General features: G+C 45.7%; 19 protein-coding genes. 11 read left to right on the top strand and 8 right to left on the bottom strand.

The annotated features are described in order from the left end of the window. Nucleotides 1–8: 8 nt before the first annotated feature. The 5 genes from I2H74_RS03295 to I2H74_RS03275 form a co-directional block, all read right to left on the bottom strand. The gene (locus I2H74_RS03295; protein ID WP_195571609.1) at nt 9–1,097 is read right to left on the bottom strand and encodes a M42 family metallopeptidase; all 1,089 of its coding nucleotides are present in this window, start codon (nt 1,095–1,097) and stop codon (nt 9–11) included. Between the two features lie 53 nt (nt 1,098–1,150). Beyond that, on the bottom strand, nt 1,151–1,486 hold the full coding sequence (locus tag I2H74_RS03290; RefSeq protein ID WP_195571607.1) for a LapA family protein: 336 nt from the start codon (nt 1,484–1,486) through the stop codon (nt 1,151–1,153). Between the two features lie 209 nt (nt 1,487–1,695). Beyond that, a complete protein-coding gene (pepF, locus tag I2H74_RS03285; RefSeq protein ID WP_195572118.1) occupies nt 1,696–3,492 on the bottom strand; it encodes an oligoendopeptidase F in 1,797 nt (598 codons plus the stop codon). A gap of 305 nt (nt 3,493–3,797) precedes the next feature. Continuing rightward, nucleotides 3,798–3,977 carry a hypothetical protein gene (locus tag I2H74_RS03280; protein WP_195571606.1) on the bottom strand — a complete coding sequence of 60 codons (180 nt, stop codon included), beginning with the start codon at nt 3,975–3,977 and terminating at the stop codon, nt 3,798–3,800. A 91-nt stretch (nt 3,978–4,068) separates the two neighbouring features. Then, on the bottom strand, nt 4,069–4,302 hold the full coding sequence (locus I2H74_RS03275) for a hypothetical protein (RefSeq protein ID WP_195571604.1): 234 nt from the start codon (nt 4,300–4,302) through the stop codon (nt 4,069–4,071). Nucleotides 4,303–4,535: 233 nt separating this feature from the next. Here I2H74_RS03275 and I2H74_RS03270 point away from each other — a divergent pair, with 233 nt between their 5' ends. Continuing rightward, entirely contained in the window at nt 4,536–4,733 is a 198-nt protein-coding gene (locus I2H74_RS03270) for a cold shock domain-containing protein (protein WP_195571602.1), read from the top strand. A gap of 122 nt (nt 4,734–4,855) precedes the next feature. Here I2H74_RS03270 and I2H74_RS03265 read toward each other — a convergent pair whose 3' ends face one another. After that, nucleotides 4,856–6,034: an MFS transporter gene (locus I2H74_RS03265; protein ID WP_195571601.1), complete on the bottom strand. Its 1,179-nt coding sequence runs from the start codon at nt 6,032–6,034 to the stop codon at nt 4,856–4,858. Between the two features lie 216 nt (nt 6,035–6,250). Here I2H74_RS03265 and I2H74_RS03260 point away from each other — a divergent pair, with 216 nt between their 5' ends. The 7 genes from I2H74_RS03260 (at nt 6,251) to I2H74_RS03230 (ending at nt 11,609) form a co-directional block, all read left to right on the top strand. Beyond that, entirely contained in the window at nt 6,251–6,565 is a 315-nt protein-coding gene (locus I2H74_RS03260; protein WP_195571599.1) for a hypothetical protein, read from the top strand. 160 nt (nt 6,566–6,725) lie between these two features. Beyond that, a complete protein-coding gene (locus I2H74_RS03255; protein WP_195572117.1) occupies nt 6,726–7,754 on the top strand; it encodes a tetraprenyl-beta-curcumene synthase family protein in 1,029 nt (342 codons plus the stop codon). A gap of 24 nt (nt 7,755–7,778) precedes the next feature. Next, nucleotides 7,779–8,750 (top strand): 6-phosphofructokinase, encoded by a 972-nt coding sequence (gene pfkA, locus I2H74_RS03250; protein WP_195572116.1) that lies wholly within the window; start codon nt 7,779–7,781, stop codon nt 8,748–8,750. A gap of 238 nt (nt 8,751–8,988) precedes the next feature. Next, nucleotides 8,989–9,474 carry an AraC family ligand binding domain-containing protein gene (locus tag I2H74_RS03245; protein WP_195571597.1) on the top strand — a complete coding sequence of 162 codons (486 nt, stop codon included), beginning with the start codon at nt 8,989–8,991 and terminating at the stop codon, nt 9,472–9,474. Between the two features lie 50 nt (nt 9,475–9,524). Beyond that, entirely contained in the window at nt 9,525–9,869 is a 345-nt protein-coding gene (locus I2H74_RS03240; RefSeq protein ID WP_195571595.1) for a helix-turn-helix domain-containing protein, read from the top strand. 122 nt (nt 9,870–9,991) lie between these two features. Next, nucleotides 9,992–11,245, top strand: coding sequence for a glycoside hydrolase family 16 protein (locus I2H74_RS03235; RefSeq protein ID WP_195571593.1), 1,254 nt, complete (start codon nt 9,992–9,994; stop codon nt 11,243–11,245). A gap of 151 nt (nt 11,246–11,396) precedes the next feature. Next, a complete protein-coding gene (locus I2H74_RS03230; RefSeq protein WP_229106306.1) occupies nt 11,397–11,609 on the top strand; it encodes a DUF3906 family protein in 213 nt (70 codons plus the stop codon). Nucleotides 11,610–11,779: 170 nt separating this feature from the next. Here the strand turns inward: I2H74_RS03230 and I2H74_RS03225 are convergent, their stop codons facing one another. Continuing rightward, a complete protein-coding gene (locus I2H74_RS03225; protein WP_195571591.1) occupies nt 11,780–12,607 on the bottom strand; it encodes a YitT family protein in 828 nt (275 codons plus the stop codon). 265 nt (nt 12,608–12,872) lie between these two features. Here I2H74_RS03225 and I2H74_RS03220 point away from each other — a divergent pair, with 265 nt between their 5' ends. Both I2H74_RS03220 and I2H74_RS03215 read left to right on the top strand, forming a co-directional pair. Continuing rightward, nucleotides 12,873–14,525 (top strand): DEAD/DEAH box helicase, encoded by a 1,653-nt coding sequence (locus I2H74_RS03220; RefSeq protein WP_324253983.1) that lies wholly within the window; start codon nt 12,873–12,875, stop codon nt 14,523–14,525. 272 nt (nt 14,526–14,797) lie between these two features. Further along, a complete protein-coding gene (locus I2H74_RS03215; protein WP_229106305.1) occupies nt 14,798–15,409 on the top strand; it encodes a hypothetical protein in 612 nt (203 codons plus the stop codon). A gap of 95 nt (nt 15,410–15,504) precedes the next feature. On the opposite strand, the gene I2H74_RS24430 is transcribed toward I2H74_RS03215, so the two are convergent. After that, the gene (locus I2H74_RS24430; RefSeq protein ID WP_229106304.1) at nt 15,505–15,624 is read right to left on the bottom strand and encodes a YjcZ family sporulation protein; all 120 of its coding nucleotides are present in this window, start codon (nt 15,622–15,624) and stop codon (nt 15,505–15,507) included. A 164-nt stretch (nt 15,625–15,788) separates the two neighbouring features. Here I2H74_RS24430 and I2H74_RS03210 point away from each other — a divergent pair, with 164 nt between their 5' ends. After that, nucleotides 15,789–16,613, top strand: coding sequence for a YesL family protein (locus I2H74_RS03210; protein WP_195571587.1), 825 nt, complete (start codon nt 15,789–15,791; stop codon nt 16,611–16,613). Nucleotides 16,614–16,620 lie beyond the last annotated feature (7 nt).

Here is a 16,620-nt window from a genome sequence, read left to right as displayed (position 1 = left end):
TATGATTTTTATTCCTGAATATAAGCCGCTAGAAGCTTAGCTGTATTCAAAACAGCCTGCTCATGTGTGCGCTCCATCGCATGGGACGCATGTACACCCGGACCAATCAGCGCAGCGCGGATGTTATTGCCGCCGCGAAGCGATGCTGAAGCATCTGATCCATAATGCGGATAAATGTCTACTGCATGTGGAATACCCTCACGCACAGCAAGATCAATTAGGCGATTCGTCATAAAATAATCATAAGGTCCGCTGGAATCCTTCGCGCAGATCGATACATCCGTCTCCTTACAAGTCAGGTCGTCGCCAATGCAGCCCATATCAACAGCAATCATTTCGGTGATGTCCTGTGGGATATAGGACGCCCCGTGACCGACCTCTTCATAGTTCGTCACGATCATGACGATGTCATGCTTTGGCTGCCATTGATTATGCTTCATGCTGTGAAGCAATCCAAACAATGCGGCTACACTTGCTTTATCGTCAAGATGACGGGATTTGATGAATCCACTTGGAAGATGAACAGGTCTCGCATCGAAGGAGACATAATCTCCTACATGGATGTCCAGCTTCTTCACATCATCCGCTGTGTGTACAAGCTCGTCGATTCTTACCATCATGACGCCTTCCTCGCGCTTCAGATCCCGAGCGCCGGAGAAGACATGAACAGACGGCTGATTCGTCATGATCGTGCCGGTATACGTTCTGCCGGAACGTGTATGAATAATGCAGTACTCATTCTCCATCGAGTTAGCCATGAATCCGCCAAGAGATGTCAGCTTCAGTGTGCCGTTGCTGTTAATGGAACGAACCATTGCACCGAGCGTGTCCACATGTCCAGACAGCGCTATGACACGATCCGATGTATCGTCGCTTCCTTTTACACGAATGATGCCGCAGCCTTTGGCATTCCGTTCCATGGTGTATCCAAGCTTCTCTGCTTCTTCTTTAAGCAGATTCATCGCATGATGGGTATAGCCAGTCGGGCTTGGAGTGCTAAGAAGCTTCATTAATAAGCCGGTAACATAATCTTTGTTGATACCTGCCTGCAGAGCAGTGGTGTTGATTGGAGCATAAGGTTGATCAAATGAAGTCATTACGATAACCTCTCCCTTCGAAGATATGAATATATTTAGTGATTCCAAGTGAATTAAGACGGTTCTTTCATAGCTTGCTCTTCCGGAGGTGTCATCTTCTCGGATTCAGGCATTTGGTCTGGTTCCACATAACCTGTCGCTTCAATGACATGAGCGAGTTTTCCTTGAAGTGCGGTAAGCTTTCGCTGCGTACGATATTGCAGATAAAGTCCATATGAACCCACAATCATAGCTCCAAGCAGCGTACAGCCAAGGATGAGCAGGATTAAAGGCACATTAACCGTGCCAAACAAGAAGTTCACTTCAACGGGATTAACGTTGATTACGGCGAAAATCGCGGTAATCAGTGCAAAGATCAGCGCTAAAATGAGTGTCCATTGCAAGCGCATAGAGGGGCCTCCTTTATAGGCAAGTAGAATTGGGTCGTGGAGTGAGCGTCACGTAACACAAGAAAGGCGGGGAAGTCCCCGCCTAGCATAACCATTCGAACGTTAGGCTTGATCTGTGGTGAAGATCGACTCGGAAGCATTTTTCCTTGATCGATAAAATGGCATTTCATATTCAAGAAGATGCTGCGTGTGATCTTCGATTACGTGGCTTACAGCTGTTCAGCCATCTTCTCCATTTGGTCAATCAAGGATTCCAACACGCTCATTCCGGCTTCAATTGGAGCTGGAGTAGACATGTCGACGCCTGCTTTCTTCAGGATGTTGATAGAGAAGTCGCTGCCCCCGCTCTTCAGGAAGCCCAGGTAGCGATCAACTGCAGGCTGGCCTTCGTCCAGGATCTGCTTCGCAAAGCTCTGAGCAGCGGAGAAGCCTGTTGCATACTTGTAAACGTAGAAGCTGGTGTAGAAGTGAGGAATGCGAGCCCATTCGATCGCGATGTCCTTGTCTACAACCATCTCGTCGCCGTAGTACTTTTTATTCAGATCATAATAGATATCGCTAAGCAGCTGTGGCGTCAAGGATTCGCCTTTCTCTGCATGCTCGTGAATCAACAGCTCAAACTCAGCAAACATCGTTTGACGGAACACCGTCGTACGGAACTGATCGATATAGTAGGCGAGAAGGTACATTTTCTCTTTTACATCCGTACTCTTCTTCAACATGTAATCCATAAGCAGCGCTTCGTTCAAAGTCGATGCAACCTCAGCGAGGAAGATCGTGTATTGCGCATCGCGATATGGTAGGTTCGTATCGGAATAGAAGGAGTGAAGAGCATGGCCCATCTCGTGTGTAAGGGTGAACATGCTGTTCAGATTGTCTTTGTGGTTAAGCAGAACGTAAGGGTGCGTGCCGTAAGCGCCCCAGCTGTATGCGCCTGTTCGCTTGCCTTCATTCTCGTATACATCAATCCAGCCTTCATCGAAGCCGGCTTGCAGATTGTTCAAATAATCCTCGCCAAGAGGCTTCAAGCTTTCTTTTACTGTCTTTTTTGCATCCTCGAAGGAGATGTCCATATCGAACTCTTCGACAATTGGAGCAAACAAATCGTACATATGAAGCTCAGAAACCTTAAGCAGCTTCTGACGTAGCTTCATGTAGCGATGCATCAACGGTAGTTGCTTATGAATGGTATCAATAAGATTTGTATAAACTTCCTTCGGTATGTTATCGCCATAGAGATACATTTCGAGAGAAGACGGGTATTTGCGGGCGCGAGAGTAGAACAAGTTCTTGCTTACATTCGCATTCAATGTCGCAGCAATGGTGTTGCGCTGCTTATTGTAAGTACCGTACATCGCTTCGAACGCATTTTTGCGAACCTCTTGGCTGCGGCTCTCCAAAAATTGAATGTAGCGGCCATGTGTAAGCTCGACTTCTTCGCCCTTTTCGTTCTTAATCTTAGGGAACTTCATGTCAGCGTTATTCAGCATGCTGTAGATCGTCTCAGGAGCCTTGGACATATTGCCCACTTGAGCCAGCAGGGCCTCTTCCTGCTTCGAGAGCACGTGCGCCTTCTGACGCTTCATTTCCTCAAGCGTGAACTGATAAGCTTTCAATTCATCATCTTTGATGAATTGGTCAAGCTGCTCATCAGACAAGGACAATACCTCAGGCGTGATGAAGGACAGTGCCTCGCCGACTTGCACGCTTAATTTTGCTGCCTTCTCAGACAAAGCCTGGTAGGATGTCTCTGCAGTATCCTCATGATGGCGCATATTGGCGTACACATAAAGGCGTTCTGTATGTAAGGAAATATCATCTTCCAGCTCAAAGCATGCCTTGAGGGTTTTCGCTTCATTCAATTTACCTTCGAATGATTTTACTTTTGTTAAAAGCTGTTGCACGAGCGCATATTCCTGCTCCCATTCTGCAGAAGATCCAAACAGGTCTTCAAGCTTCCAACGGAACTCTTGTGGTACTTCTGAACGTTTCGTCACTTGTTGCATATGTACCCTCCTCTTATCTTTATATATCGTGAACTCACTTGACGTCTCCCTCGCTGCAAGCGGGGACGGTTCTTGAATGGAAGCCATCACACCTTGAGCGGGTATCATTGCGGCAAGGAGACAACACGTCAACCATTGAAGCTTTCGTTTAGGCATTGCCATTCTGCTCCTCCTGTGCCGTGAGCTATCGCTCTAGCATTATCAAACACAGGTAGTATGACCGAAAGGAGCCGTTCCTATTTGAACGGAATAAGCGGATCCGTTCAAAGGAATGATCAGGTAGGAGCAAGGATCGTTATGTAGATTTACAGTCCAGCTGTAGCAAAAGAATAGACGATCAGGAAAAAGGCAAATGCGATAAAAATGAGCGCGAAGATAGACAGCCATCGCCTCATTGGCGATGGAATCGTATCCTTTTTCCAAACGAGCACAGCGCCTAGTACGAATGCTAAGATAATAAATATTAGGGTTGTGGATGCATCCATTGGAACCCGCCTTTATGTCGTTATTTACCCTTTACGCTAATCCTCTACTCAGGCCGAATGGCATAGCGTATTGTGCTGGGGCATGAAGAAGTTAGATCTCTTTAAAGGCCTGTATGATGTCTTCCCATTCGGCTTCATTGCCAGCAAAGTCAGACTTCGGGAAGCGCTTCGATACCCATTCCATCATCTCAGGTCGACTCAGGAAGGTAAGGCAGTCCTCTCCCCATTGATCGGATATCTCACGAAGAACGAGCTCACGGCCGCGTGCTTCAACCGTCAGCATATTCCAGTTGTCCTTTTTGTAAATTACATGTTTTTTTGCCATGATTACTGTAAAACCCCATTTCTGTGATGACCGTAAATTCCCTTCAAATGAAGGGCTTTTTAATAATGCTTACATCTCCTTCATCATACCCCAGCCCTTAGTTGAAATCAAACGAAATGCACCTTTTGTTCCAACCTTTTGGCGGGACAAGTTGCATTTCTAATTTTGCTCCAGTATAATAACCGTATTCGCCTGCTCAACAATTAGGCGAACAGTGTGAGGAGGTTTTTTTCTTGAAAGGTACTGTAAAATGGTTCAACGCAGAGAAAGGCTACGGCTTCATTTCTGTTGAAGGCGGCGACGACGTATTCGTACATTACTCTGCAATTCAGACTGATGGATTCAAGACATTGGATGAAGGTCAAGAAGTTGAGTTCGAGATTTCCGAAGGAAATCGCGGACCACAAGCAGCTAATGTCATTAAATTATAATGATAAGGGTTTATCATCTATAAATAGTGTACAATAGCATGTAAGAGCAGCTCTGAATCGGGATACCGATCTCAGAGCTGCTCTTTTTGCGTGGAATGGAAAAGAACACAAGTCTAGCATTGCTAGACTTGTGAGACAGATTTGATTTTGTGTTTTTGACCGAGCCATGACATGAGGAAGAATCCAATGCCGGCAACGATGGCGAAGCCGCATGCAGCGTAGAAGACGGTGTCTTTGCCGTAGCTTTCAAGCAGTGGCCCGCCGATTGCACCGCTCAATAAGCCTGCAAGGCTCGACCATACGATCGTGTATATCGCCATTCCCGTTGCGCGATACTGCTCAGGAATGATATTGCTGAGATGGCGAACGGCAACGAAATAGAAGATGCCGAAGCTTACACTGTGCATCGCTTGCGTACTCATCAAGAGATAAGGATCGGATACAGATGCCGCGATCAAAAAGCGTAGGGTATACATGATGGCCGATACCGTCAGAAGCGGAAGTTCTTTGAAGCGATTCCCGTACGCATTTAATAGGAAGAAAATTGGTATTTCACTCACAGCTGAGATCATCCAAGCATAGCCTACGATGGATTCAGGACCGCCAAGCATGACAATGGACAAGCCGATAAACGCTTCATTCATGCGATGAGCGATCGCTAACAGCAGGGCGCATAAGAAGAAGAGCAGCACCTCGCGCTGCTTTAGAATGGTCCACAGTCCGCCGAACTCCATTTTCTTGACGGAGGCTCTGCGATCCTTGATCATGGTTGCAAGAAGCAGAGAGATGAGGCTTAGGACCAAGATGACATAGATGGTATAGCTTGCTCCAATGCGGCCAAGCAGGAGGCCAAGCAATAAGGCGCTCACAGCAAAGCCTATAGAGCCGAATACGCGAATCCCGATAAAGCTCTTTCCCTTTGCTTGCGACGTGACGATGGACAGGCTGTCCGTCAAAGGGAATAGCGGGTAGTAGAAAAAGTTAAAGGCTGACATCAAAACAATAACCGCAACGTACGATTTTGCCATGCCAACAAAGAAGGCCATAACCGTGATCGCCGTTAACAAAAACAAAATGACTTTTTTGATCGTTTGAAGCCTGTCGCTTGTGACGCCCCAAATAAAGTTTGATACAATAGAAATCATAGGACCAAGGGAATAAAGAAATCCGATTTGAACGCTATCGAAGCCAAGAGACTTGAAATATAGCGGCATATAGGAAATGATAACGGCTGAGATCATGAAGATGGCAAACGTATATGCTCGAAGCCAGTTCGTCTCGTGCCTTTCTGAATGGTTCATAAGCACTGATGTACTCCTTCCCGCCTTGCTCATGCTGTAGTGATGAAGTTTGTAAGCATTTAAAGCTACTGAAGTAGTATAGCAGGTCTTTTTAAACTAGACAGCTAATATTTCGAGGCATAGACTTGCGGAGGGGATGGAGGTGATCTTTTTGCACAAGATAAAAGGATTGCCAGTACATGGATTCGCAATGAATCGTTAAAGGAGTTATGATATTTGGAACCTTATTTTATGTGGGATGAGCGCCTTGGAATATTGATTCCGTCCTTAACTGGAGAGTGGGATCAGCTGTCCGAAAAGGAACAAAGCGAGATCTTGCTCCATTGGGAGGAAATTCGCGGAACGATTCCGGATCGAATCAAGGAGATTGAACAGAAGGTCATTCTGAAGCAGAATGCCTTGTTTGATGAAGATAATTTTGACATGTCCTGCAAATTAAATGGAGAAATTGCAGAACTCGCAAGTACGATTAACGACTTGAATTTGTGGTACCGCACACAGCAAGAATTAGATGCCAAATCTCACCATTAAATTGAAAGTACAGAATGTTTGTGCAATCTGTCACTTCGTAATATAATAAGTTTTGGCTAAAATGTATAACGAGTTCGCATCTTCTGTGTGAGGAGAACGGAGGCTATTCTTGTACCGGCAATTACATGCTCAGAGTGCTCCAAGCGAGCCTTTACGTTTAATGTATCGTGTATACAAATATTTGCTGCCTGAGGTTCGTCAGGAACTGGCTCGTTGGTCAACAAGAGCAGCCTTGATTCCAGACGAGGAGCTAAGAACCCAGGCATTAGCCAGCCTATCCACCAAGCAGTTTCATTGCGAGGGTGGGTCTGTATATGCAGCGATCTATCCGGACAAAAGAGATATCTTGATTCCATTGATTGTCGCATTTCAGACGATAAGCGATTATTTGGATAACTTATGTGATCGAAGCACGTCGCTTGATCCAGAGGATTTCAGACTGCTGCATCAATCGATGCTGGATGCCGTACAGCCAGAGCGACCGCTAACAGACTATTATGCCCTGCGTGATGAGCGAGAGGATGGAGGCTATTTGCATGCGCTGGTGACAACCTGCCGTGCTTCCATTGCAAAGCTGCCAGGCTATCATCAGGTGCGAGATGAGATCGTTCAGCTTGTTACTTGGTATACAGATCTTCAGGTTTATAAGCATATAGACAAATCGAAGCGAGAGCCTGCTTTGCTTGCATGGTGGGAACCTCATCAGAAGACGTATTCTTCTCTTGGGTGGAATGAATTTGCTGCCGCAACAGGGTCGACGCTTGGGATGTTCTACTTATTTGCTGTTGCAGTCGATGAAGATATTACGAGGGAGCACGCCCGTATCATACGTGAGGCCTATTTTCCGTATGTATGTGGTTTACATATTCTGCTTGATTATCTTATCGATCAGGAGGAAGACCGCATCGGGGGCGACTTGAATTTTTGTAATTACTATCCCGATCAGGAAACGGTTATCTTAAGGATCGAGCACTTTGCGAATATGGCGAAGCAATCGACGAGCAAACTTCCAAATGCGCGTTATCACCGCATGATTATTGAAGGATTGCTCGCGTTGTATCTATCCGATCACAAGGTTAGAGAGCAAGCAGAAGTATTGCAAGTTTCCAAAAGGTTGATGAAGGGGAGTCCCCTTATGAGGGTCTTTTTCTGGATCAACAGCCACTGGATTAGAAAACATATGTATTAGAGGATGACGAGGGAGGAAACAATGATGTCTGCTGTTAAAAAAATTGCAATTCTCACAAGTGGTGGAGATTCTCAAGGGATGAATGCTGCCGTCCGCGCAGTGGTTCGTACTGCCCTTTATCATGGTCTTGAAGTATATGGGATTCAACGCGGTTACCAAGGACTATTGAATGACGATATGCGTCAAATGGATCTGCGCAGCGTGGGTGATATTATTCACCGTGGAGGTACGATTCTTCAATCCGCACGCTGTAAAGAGTTTACAACTCCAGAAGGCCAACAAAAAGGTGCTGAAATTCTTCGCGCACGCGGCATCGATGGTTTGATCGTTATCGGTGGTGACGGTTCGTACCAAGGCGCAAACAAATTGTCCAAATTGGGTATTAAGACAATGGGGCTTCCAGGCACGATTGACAATGATATTTCCTTTACGGACTACACAATCGGCTTTGATACAGCAGTAGGTGTCGTAGTAGATGCAGTAAACAAACTTCGCGATACAATGAGCTCCCATGAGCGTTCTTCTGTCGTAGAAGTAATGGGACGTCACTGCGGCGACATCGCTTTGTATGCAGGTCTTGCAAGCGGAGCGGAGTCCATCTTGGTTCCAGAAGTTCCATTCAATCTCGATGAAGTTGCAGAGCGCATGAGACACAACTTTGAAGCAGGCAAACGCCACAGTATCGTTCTAGTTGCAGAAGGCGTGGGTAAAGGCGAAGATATCTGCAACGGCATTATCGAGCGCTGCCCAACAGTAGAGCCTCGTGTAACCGTGCTTGGCCACATCCAACGCGGCGGTTGCCCAACTCCATTCGACCGTATCTTGGCTAGCCGTCTTGGTGACTTCGCTGTTCAACAATTGATGGCAGGCGTATCCGGCAAGGGCTGTGGTATCATTAACGGAGAGCTTGTCGCTACAGATATCGATCTTGTAGTGAACACGAAGAAGGAATTCAACATGGAATTGTATGAGCTTGCAAATCGTTTGTCTCAATAAGGATTAACTCCAAATAACGTTACAGAAAGCCTCTAGGTCTCCTAGAGGCTTCTTTGTCTACATGAAAGAAAGAGGCTCTGTCTTCACATTTTGTGAGGTAATGGGCTTTTTTTAACTATTGTGAAGAAATAGCATGATCACACTCAGCAAGTTTGCTATGATGTGAGCATCTAAAGTGTTGTTACGCAAGTTGTGTTATGCACTTAACGACCGTCTGACACGAGAAAGGATGAATATCGTGCTGAACAAGCTTCCTGTCATGAATCCCATCGATACGATCCCTTTCCTGCAGGAGCGTTTCTTCTTCCCTCCTTACATAACGCTTGCCCATATGTTCAATCCGCCGGACAACTGGTTTATGACGCCTCAATACGTACCGCAGTATCAGCTGGTGTATGGCATCGAGGGCGGTGCGGAGCAGCATATCGATAAGAAGTCCTATATCCTTGAAAAAGGAGATGTGTATTTGATCCCGCCAGATGTCCTTCGATCCTTGCATCCATCAAAGGTGGAGGGATACTGCGGAATTACCGTGACCTTTCATTTTGGAAGAGCTAAAGATCCTTTAGACCCACTCTTGAAGAAAGGTTATTATTTGGGGAATGATGGCAGTTGTGAGTTGCTGCAGCCTTTCCTAACCCTCATCCAAGGGACACAAGATCAGACAAAGGCAGGAGCTATGCTGGCTCAAGGTAAGCTGTTATCGATACTCTCGCGGTTATGAAGGGGTATAGCGTTCGAGAGCATGTATCAAATTCGAAAGTGAATATGAAGATGGTTCATGTTTGCAATTATATCAAGGAGAACTACTATACGAAGATTCGATTGGAAACGCTTTGCGACATAACAGGGCTTAGCCGAAATTATATCATACGCCAGTTCCGCCTATGCTACGGCAAGACGCCGCTTGATTTTTTGACCGAAATTCGTTTTGACAAGGCAAAACAGCTTGCGATGATGACGAATATGTCAATCAGCGAGATCGCCAATGAAGTGGGTTATGAGGATGTTCATTCCTTTAGCCGGATGTTCAAGAAGAGGCTTGGCGTCAGTCTAAGCCAATTCATCGGGACTATGAACTCCTCGCTTGACATGGCATCCCCTTATAAAAAGGAATAACCGATTCTTTCGTGCGATTTCAGCTGAAAAAGTGTTACTTTGGGCTAAATACTTCCTGCGTCAAGCGCATTAAACTAAGGGCAAATATAGATTCAATCATCGAGTAGAGGAGCGTTTTGACGATGAAAGAGACCTTAGACCCGCTTTATAAAGAAGGATGGACCCTTGTATTTCAAGAGGAGTTTGAAGGGCCTGTGCTAAATCCTAACACGTTTTCGCCCTATGGCATCTCGCATTGGAAAAAGAGACCTGATGCGCTTGCCGATTATGAGTTCCGCGATAGCTGCATCGTCTTGCGTCTGCCTGATGTCGACAAGCATGTCTCGGCAATCACAACGGGAATGCGTGATGGCATGCACCGCTATTCCGATCAACTCGGGATCGATCATCATGATCGGGCTGTTATGAATCTGGTCACGCAGTACGGTTATTTTGAGCTCCGTGCGAAAGTTGCAAAGGGCAGCGGGTTGAATTCAGCCTGGTGGATGATTGGAATGGAACATGAGAAGGAGCAGAATGCCGAGATCGATATCTTCGAGCTGCTTGGAAAAGACACCTGCTTGCTAAACACAACCCTCCACGCACTGCGGGATTCCAAACTAAAATATGCGCACATCCCTTACCGTACAGACGTGGACTTGTCGCAGGATTTTCATGTGTACGCCTTAGAGTGGGATGAGACCGGGATGAAGTTCTATTTGGACCATAAGCTTTATTGGCAGATTGATCAGTCGCCAGATTATCCGATGGCTACTTTGCTTCAGATCAACGATGGGAATGGAGGCTGGATCGGCGAATTGGACGAAGCCATTCCGTATCCGAAGGAGTTTCTTGTGGATTACCTCCGTGTATATAAGCGTGCCGGAATGCCGATGGAATGCGTATTGCCTAGACAAGCAGGACAGACAGATAACCTAGCTTCCCAAGCCACCAGCGGAGTAGGGAATGATATCACATGGGGGGACTTGTATAAGGCGGAGTCACACATTTGCTATATTAATGATGGAGACAAAGAGACATTCCTTGAAAGTAAGCCAGCAGAGCCCTTGCCGCACATGTACTATTTGGATTGGCTGGAGCCGCAAACCTTTGACACCGTGACCCTGACGACTAGAGAGGGCAAGCACAAAGGGCCCGCGCAATGGGATATTGAAGTGTCGGAGGATGGTCTGACAAATTGGCGCAAGATTGCAGAGGTAGATGGTGCATTGTGGACAAATGAAGGGGAAGAGCTGGAAACGCATGACACGCATGCTGAATTCGTAGAAAAGGTAAAAGCCCTTCGCCTTGTTATCCGCTCCTTTAACGGCAGTGAGAAGAACGGGACTTATTTCATTCAGGATATCGGCGTATACAATAAGAAAGGGTCGTTATAATAAACGTCTCTTCTCCAGTGATAAATATGAATGTATGAATATGCTTTTCATTCAATTTGCCGCGTTATTCTTGCTTCGCTCCTAGGCTCATGTATAATGACAATAATATAATTAGTAAAGAGTGAGTATTAATTCAAAAGGAGCTATGCTGATGGAAATGTCTAATATGTACTTGTATCGTCTTGAAGCCTCATCTTCTAATCAACAGCTGGATTGTGTTGTCATTGCGGGAACAGAGGAGGAAGCCTTCCAACAGGCCGAGGTCCTCATGGATAAAGGAATGATGGACAAGGAGTGGGATGAACTGTCCATTGTGGAGAAGAAAAGACTTTCAAAGGGCGCAGGCTATGTATTTGTGAAGTAGGGATTTTGAGGCAACTCGGAGAAAAGGTTCTTATTGCGAAATATTCCGACTTCTTGCATCTATATTCAAAAAAAGCTCAAAAGCGAATTCTGCGTCTTGGGAATCAGCCATTCCCATATCATCCGTAGAAGAAGCTATTGAGCTTGTTTGTGTTTTCGTATGCTATATGCTTAAAAGGCTTTTGGTTTGCGGAAATTTCCGATTACACCAACCGTCTCCACGATATTGACAAAGGCTTTCGGATCCGCCTCCCTAATCACTCGCTTCAAATCTGACAGCTCATAACGAGTCGTTACGGTCATAAGCATATCCCGTTCGATATCAGAGAAGGCTCCGCGAGTCTTGATCACGGTAATGCCGTGGGGCAAAGACAGCAGCTTTTCCATCAGAATCTCTTTGTTGCTTGTGATGATATACACCGTTACCTTATAGTGATTGATGAAAATAAAATCCATCACTTTTCCCGTTGTGAAGATGGAAACCATCGAGTAAAGCACAAGCTCCCAGTTCTTCGTCAGCAGTCCGTGGGTAATGATGACAACCCCGTTCATCGTTACCGAGATATTTCCGATTGGAAAATCGCGATACTTGGTAACAATAGATCCGATGATATCAAAGCCACCTGTGGATCCTCCGACCCGTAAGGATATTCCAACACCGATCCCGACAAAGGTTCCGCCGAATACTGCGCAGAGCAGAGGCTCCTCGGATACGGAAACCGCAGGAATAAGAGAAATGAAGTAGGTGGTTGCCACAACGCTGATGATGGAGTAAGAGATGAATCTGCGACCGAGCGCAAACCAGCCCCAAATCATCAAAGGCAAGTTTAAAGCAAAATAAATAATACTCATGTTCCAGTCTGTAAAGTAGCTCGTTATCATGGAGACCCCTGATATGCCGCCACTTAGAAAGTGATTTGGGACTAAAAAAAGCTTCATCCCAATGGCCATGCTTAATGCGCCTAAAATGATGACTAGAACGTGAAACACCCTTTTCAAACCATTCACCCCAAAACCAACGAATTCAAATGTTCTTACTGGTAATAAGACAATTAAATATGTTATACTGATTTAGATATTCTTGAGTATGCTTCATTTTGATGAGATGTACGCATGAGCGAATAAGCGGGTGAACACATGAAGGCTTCACTTCGCATTGTATATGATAAGACGACAGGCGGATGTGCCATTCGTCACCTATGTCACGATACTTAAGAATATAGATAAGGCAGTGGTTTGTCCACACAGAAGGAGCATGAATATATTGAAAAATTTTGCAGAATTTGGCTTGGAGCCTAAAGTACTTCAAGCAATTACAGAATTAGGATTCGAAGAATCCACGCCGATTCAGGAAAAGGCGATTCCTGTAGCGCTATCAGGCAGTGATATGATCGGACAAGCGCAAACAGGTACAGGTAAGACAGCCGCGTTCGGTATTCCTCTTATTACAAAGATCGAGCCAAGCGAAGAACGTGTCGTAGCCCTCGTTATGACACCAACACGCGAGCTTGCGATTCAAGTATCCGAAGAGATCGGCAAGCTTTCCCGCTTTAAGGGCGTTCGTTCTTTGGCTATTTACGGTGGACAAGATATTGGTCGCCAAATTCGCGCGTTGAAAAAGCGCCCACAAATTATTATCGGTACACCTGGCCGTTTGCTTGATCATATTAACCGCAAGACGATCCGTCTGGATGATGTCAATACGGTTGTATTGGACGAGGCGGATGAAATGCTCGACATGGGCTTCATGGACGACATTACGTCCATCTTGAAGCTTGTGCCGGAAGAGCGTCAAACGATGTTGTTCTCCGCGACAATGCCTCCTAACATTCAAAAGCTCGCGAATACATTCTTGAAAAATCCTGAGCATGTATCCGTTATGCCTAAGCAAGTAAGTGCGCCACTTATTGAGCAGAACTATATCGAAGTTAACGAACGTTCCAAATTTGATGCGTTGAGCCGTTTGCTTGATATGGAATCACCAGAGCTTGCGATCGTATTCGGTCGTACGAAGCGCCGTGTAGATGAGCTGTCTGAAGCTCTTCAGAAGCGTGGATATACAGCGGACGGCCTTCATGGTGACCTGTCCCAGAACCAACGTGACACGGTTATGCGTAAGTTCCGTGACGGCAGCATTGACGTGCTGGTAGCAACTGACGTTGCAGCACGTGGTCTTGATGTATCCGGCGTTACACACGTTATCAACTTTGACTTGCCGCAAGACCCAGAGTCCTATGTACACCGCATCGGTCGTACAGGACGTGCAGGTAAAGAAGGTAGTGCTTGGTCCTTCGTTACGCCACGTGAGATGGATCATCTTCACTTCATCGAGCGCGTAACGCGCCATCGCATTAACCGCAAGCCTATGCCGAGCTTGGCAGAAGCAATCGAAGGCAAACAGCGCGTCGTTGCAGATCGCTTGATCGATGTGATCCAATCAGGCGAGCTGAACGAATACAAAGCAATTACGCTGCAGCTTCTTGAGCAGTATGACTCTGTTCAATTGCTAAGCGCAGCATTCAAATTGCTGACAGGCGAGAAGAAGGATGTTCAAGTCAACCTGACTCCAGAGGATCCAATTCGTGCGAAGCGCCGTAAGCCAGACATTCGCTCCAATGGCCGTAGATTGAACGCGCCATATGGAAGAAGCGGTGGCGGCCGCTATGGCTCTGGCGGTGGTGGCAACTACCGTGACAACAAGGATCGTCGCGGCGGTTACAACAACCGTGGGGACAATCGTGGTGATAATCGTGGAGACAATCGTGGTGATAATCGTGGAGACAATCGTGGTGATAACCGTAACTATGGCAATCGCCGTGAGTACGATCGTGGAGGAGATCGTTCCGGCGGAGGAGATCGTCGTCCGCGCCGTAACTACGAGAACCGCGAATCCCGTTTCAATTCCGATTCTGAATAAGAACATCAAAGGGACAGTTGATTGCTCAACTGTTCCTTTTTTAGAATAAGAATAAGAATGATCTCTATTGCCTCTTGGATCAGTCCTCATCGATCATGACTCATAACCATCTCGCCTATCTATTCTACTATGTATCGTTTATTTATTGGTTCATGGATGGATTGAATAGACTCTCTGTCCGATATGCTGACCTGCATTTATACAATCCTCGACTAAAGTCTAGATGTAAATTAGGCTGAAGATCGTATCCAATAAGTATGAGTATTTATACAATGAGAATAATTCATATTTATTCGTATTGGGTGATACCATTGTTGGAGCAAAAAGAGATTTATATTTTATTAACAGACACCGGTACATGGTTGTCTCAAATGATTAAGATGTATACACGTGAGCCGCTTAATCATGTATCCATTGCGTTTGACCGTAAATTGACGGAAGTATACAGCTTTGGCCGGAAAGATCCTGCCAATCCCTTTATCGGAGGCTTCGTTCGCGAACAGATCTATGGAAGCCTGATTCGATCTAGTCATCGTCCTACCCTGTGCGCACTCTATAAGATCACGGTTACGCAAGATGTATATGACCGGATTCGAAGAAGAATTAGAATGATCGAACAGCACAAGGATGAGTATCGATACAACTTGATTGGTCTTCTAGGCATTGTATTCCGAGTAAGAATTGAACGGGAGAATGCTTATTTTTGCTCGCAATTCGTTGCTTCTGTCTTGCAGTACAGCGGCTGTGATTTGTTCCAAAAACAGTCGGAGTGGGTTACTCCGGAAGACTTTAGACAATGTGCTCGCCTCCAGCTTGTGTACAAAGGCGATCTAAAGGATGCTGCCGCGCAGTATCATCCTTCTGAGCTTATGAGGCTTGCTTAACTTTGTAGACGCTGTTATATGGATAGGAAAAGCAGGAGGGTATCCTCCTGCTTCTCAGATCCTGCGATAGACGTTATGGGGAGAGTAGCTTAATCTTAGCAGCAGAGAGAGCGGCTGATGATAACAAGCAGGATGAATAGTACTAGGATAGCACCTACATTAGTACCCAAACCGCCTACTCCACAACCAAAACCACCATATCCTAATTGACCCATGTGGCAATCCTCCTTTGAGTGCTGATCTCTTCTAGACACTGTACATCATATGGCAGTCATGCTTCGGCGGCATAGACAGTTGACCTAGATGCATGAAAATAGGCACTGGTGTACAACCTCTGTTTGTATTATAGTTAAGAGACAGGATGATGGAGGTGTCTCGTTTGGAATTTCGAGGGTTAATGGGTGGTTTTTATCGCATTTCAGAGTGGATTATGCGGTTCTCGGTCACCAATCTTTTATGGATCGGTTGCTCGTTGCCGTTCTTTGCGGCGTTATTCATGAAGCTATTGTTTATGGCAGGTAATTTCCCGAACGAATCTCTGCAGATGAACTGGGCGATGGGAATTCTGGCACCGTTTACTTTATTCCCGGCTACATCGGCGATGTTCTCAGTAGGCCGCAAATGGATCATGGGCGACACAGATGTGAAGCTCTTAAAAACGTTTTTTAGTTCGTACAAAGAAAACTATAAGCAAGCGATGATCGGCGGGATCTTCTATACGTTGCTGTTCGTCATTATGTACATTGACTATACCGTCTATATGACGCAATTGACATCTATGCGCATGATCGGCTATGTCATGCTTGGATTGCTTATTATCTTGTTTGTATCTTTGTTCAACTTCTTCTCCATGGTATCCCATTACCATATGAAGACATTCGAGATTTTGAAAAATAGTGTTCTTCTTACGGTATTCCGTCCTGTACGTGTTGTACTGACTGCAATTGTAAGCGGTGCGATTTTGTACTTTGGAATCAAATATCCGTTCATTATCATTTTCTTCGCAGGTTCCGTTATTGCCTACTATGCATTCTTTAATTTCTATGCGACGTATCAGAAGATGCAGGCGCAGCAGGAGCAATTGGCAGAGCAGCGTGACGCTGAAGAGAATGAAGAAGCACTTGAAGGTCAAGCGCTTTCTGATGGTGAAGGACGCCCTGATGAAGAAGAGGATAAGGAAAAGCCTGCATCCGAATCCAGATGATAATGAG

The organism is Paenibacillus sp. 1001270B_150601_E10, from assembly GCF_015558675.1.
Lineage (GTDB): Bacteria > Bacillota > Bacilli > Paenibacillales > Paenibacillaceae > Paenibacillus_B.
Note: the sequence above shows the minus strand (reverse complement) of the source record. Positions and strands in the feature narration are given on the sequence as shown.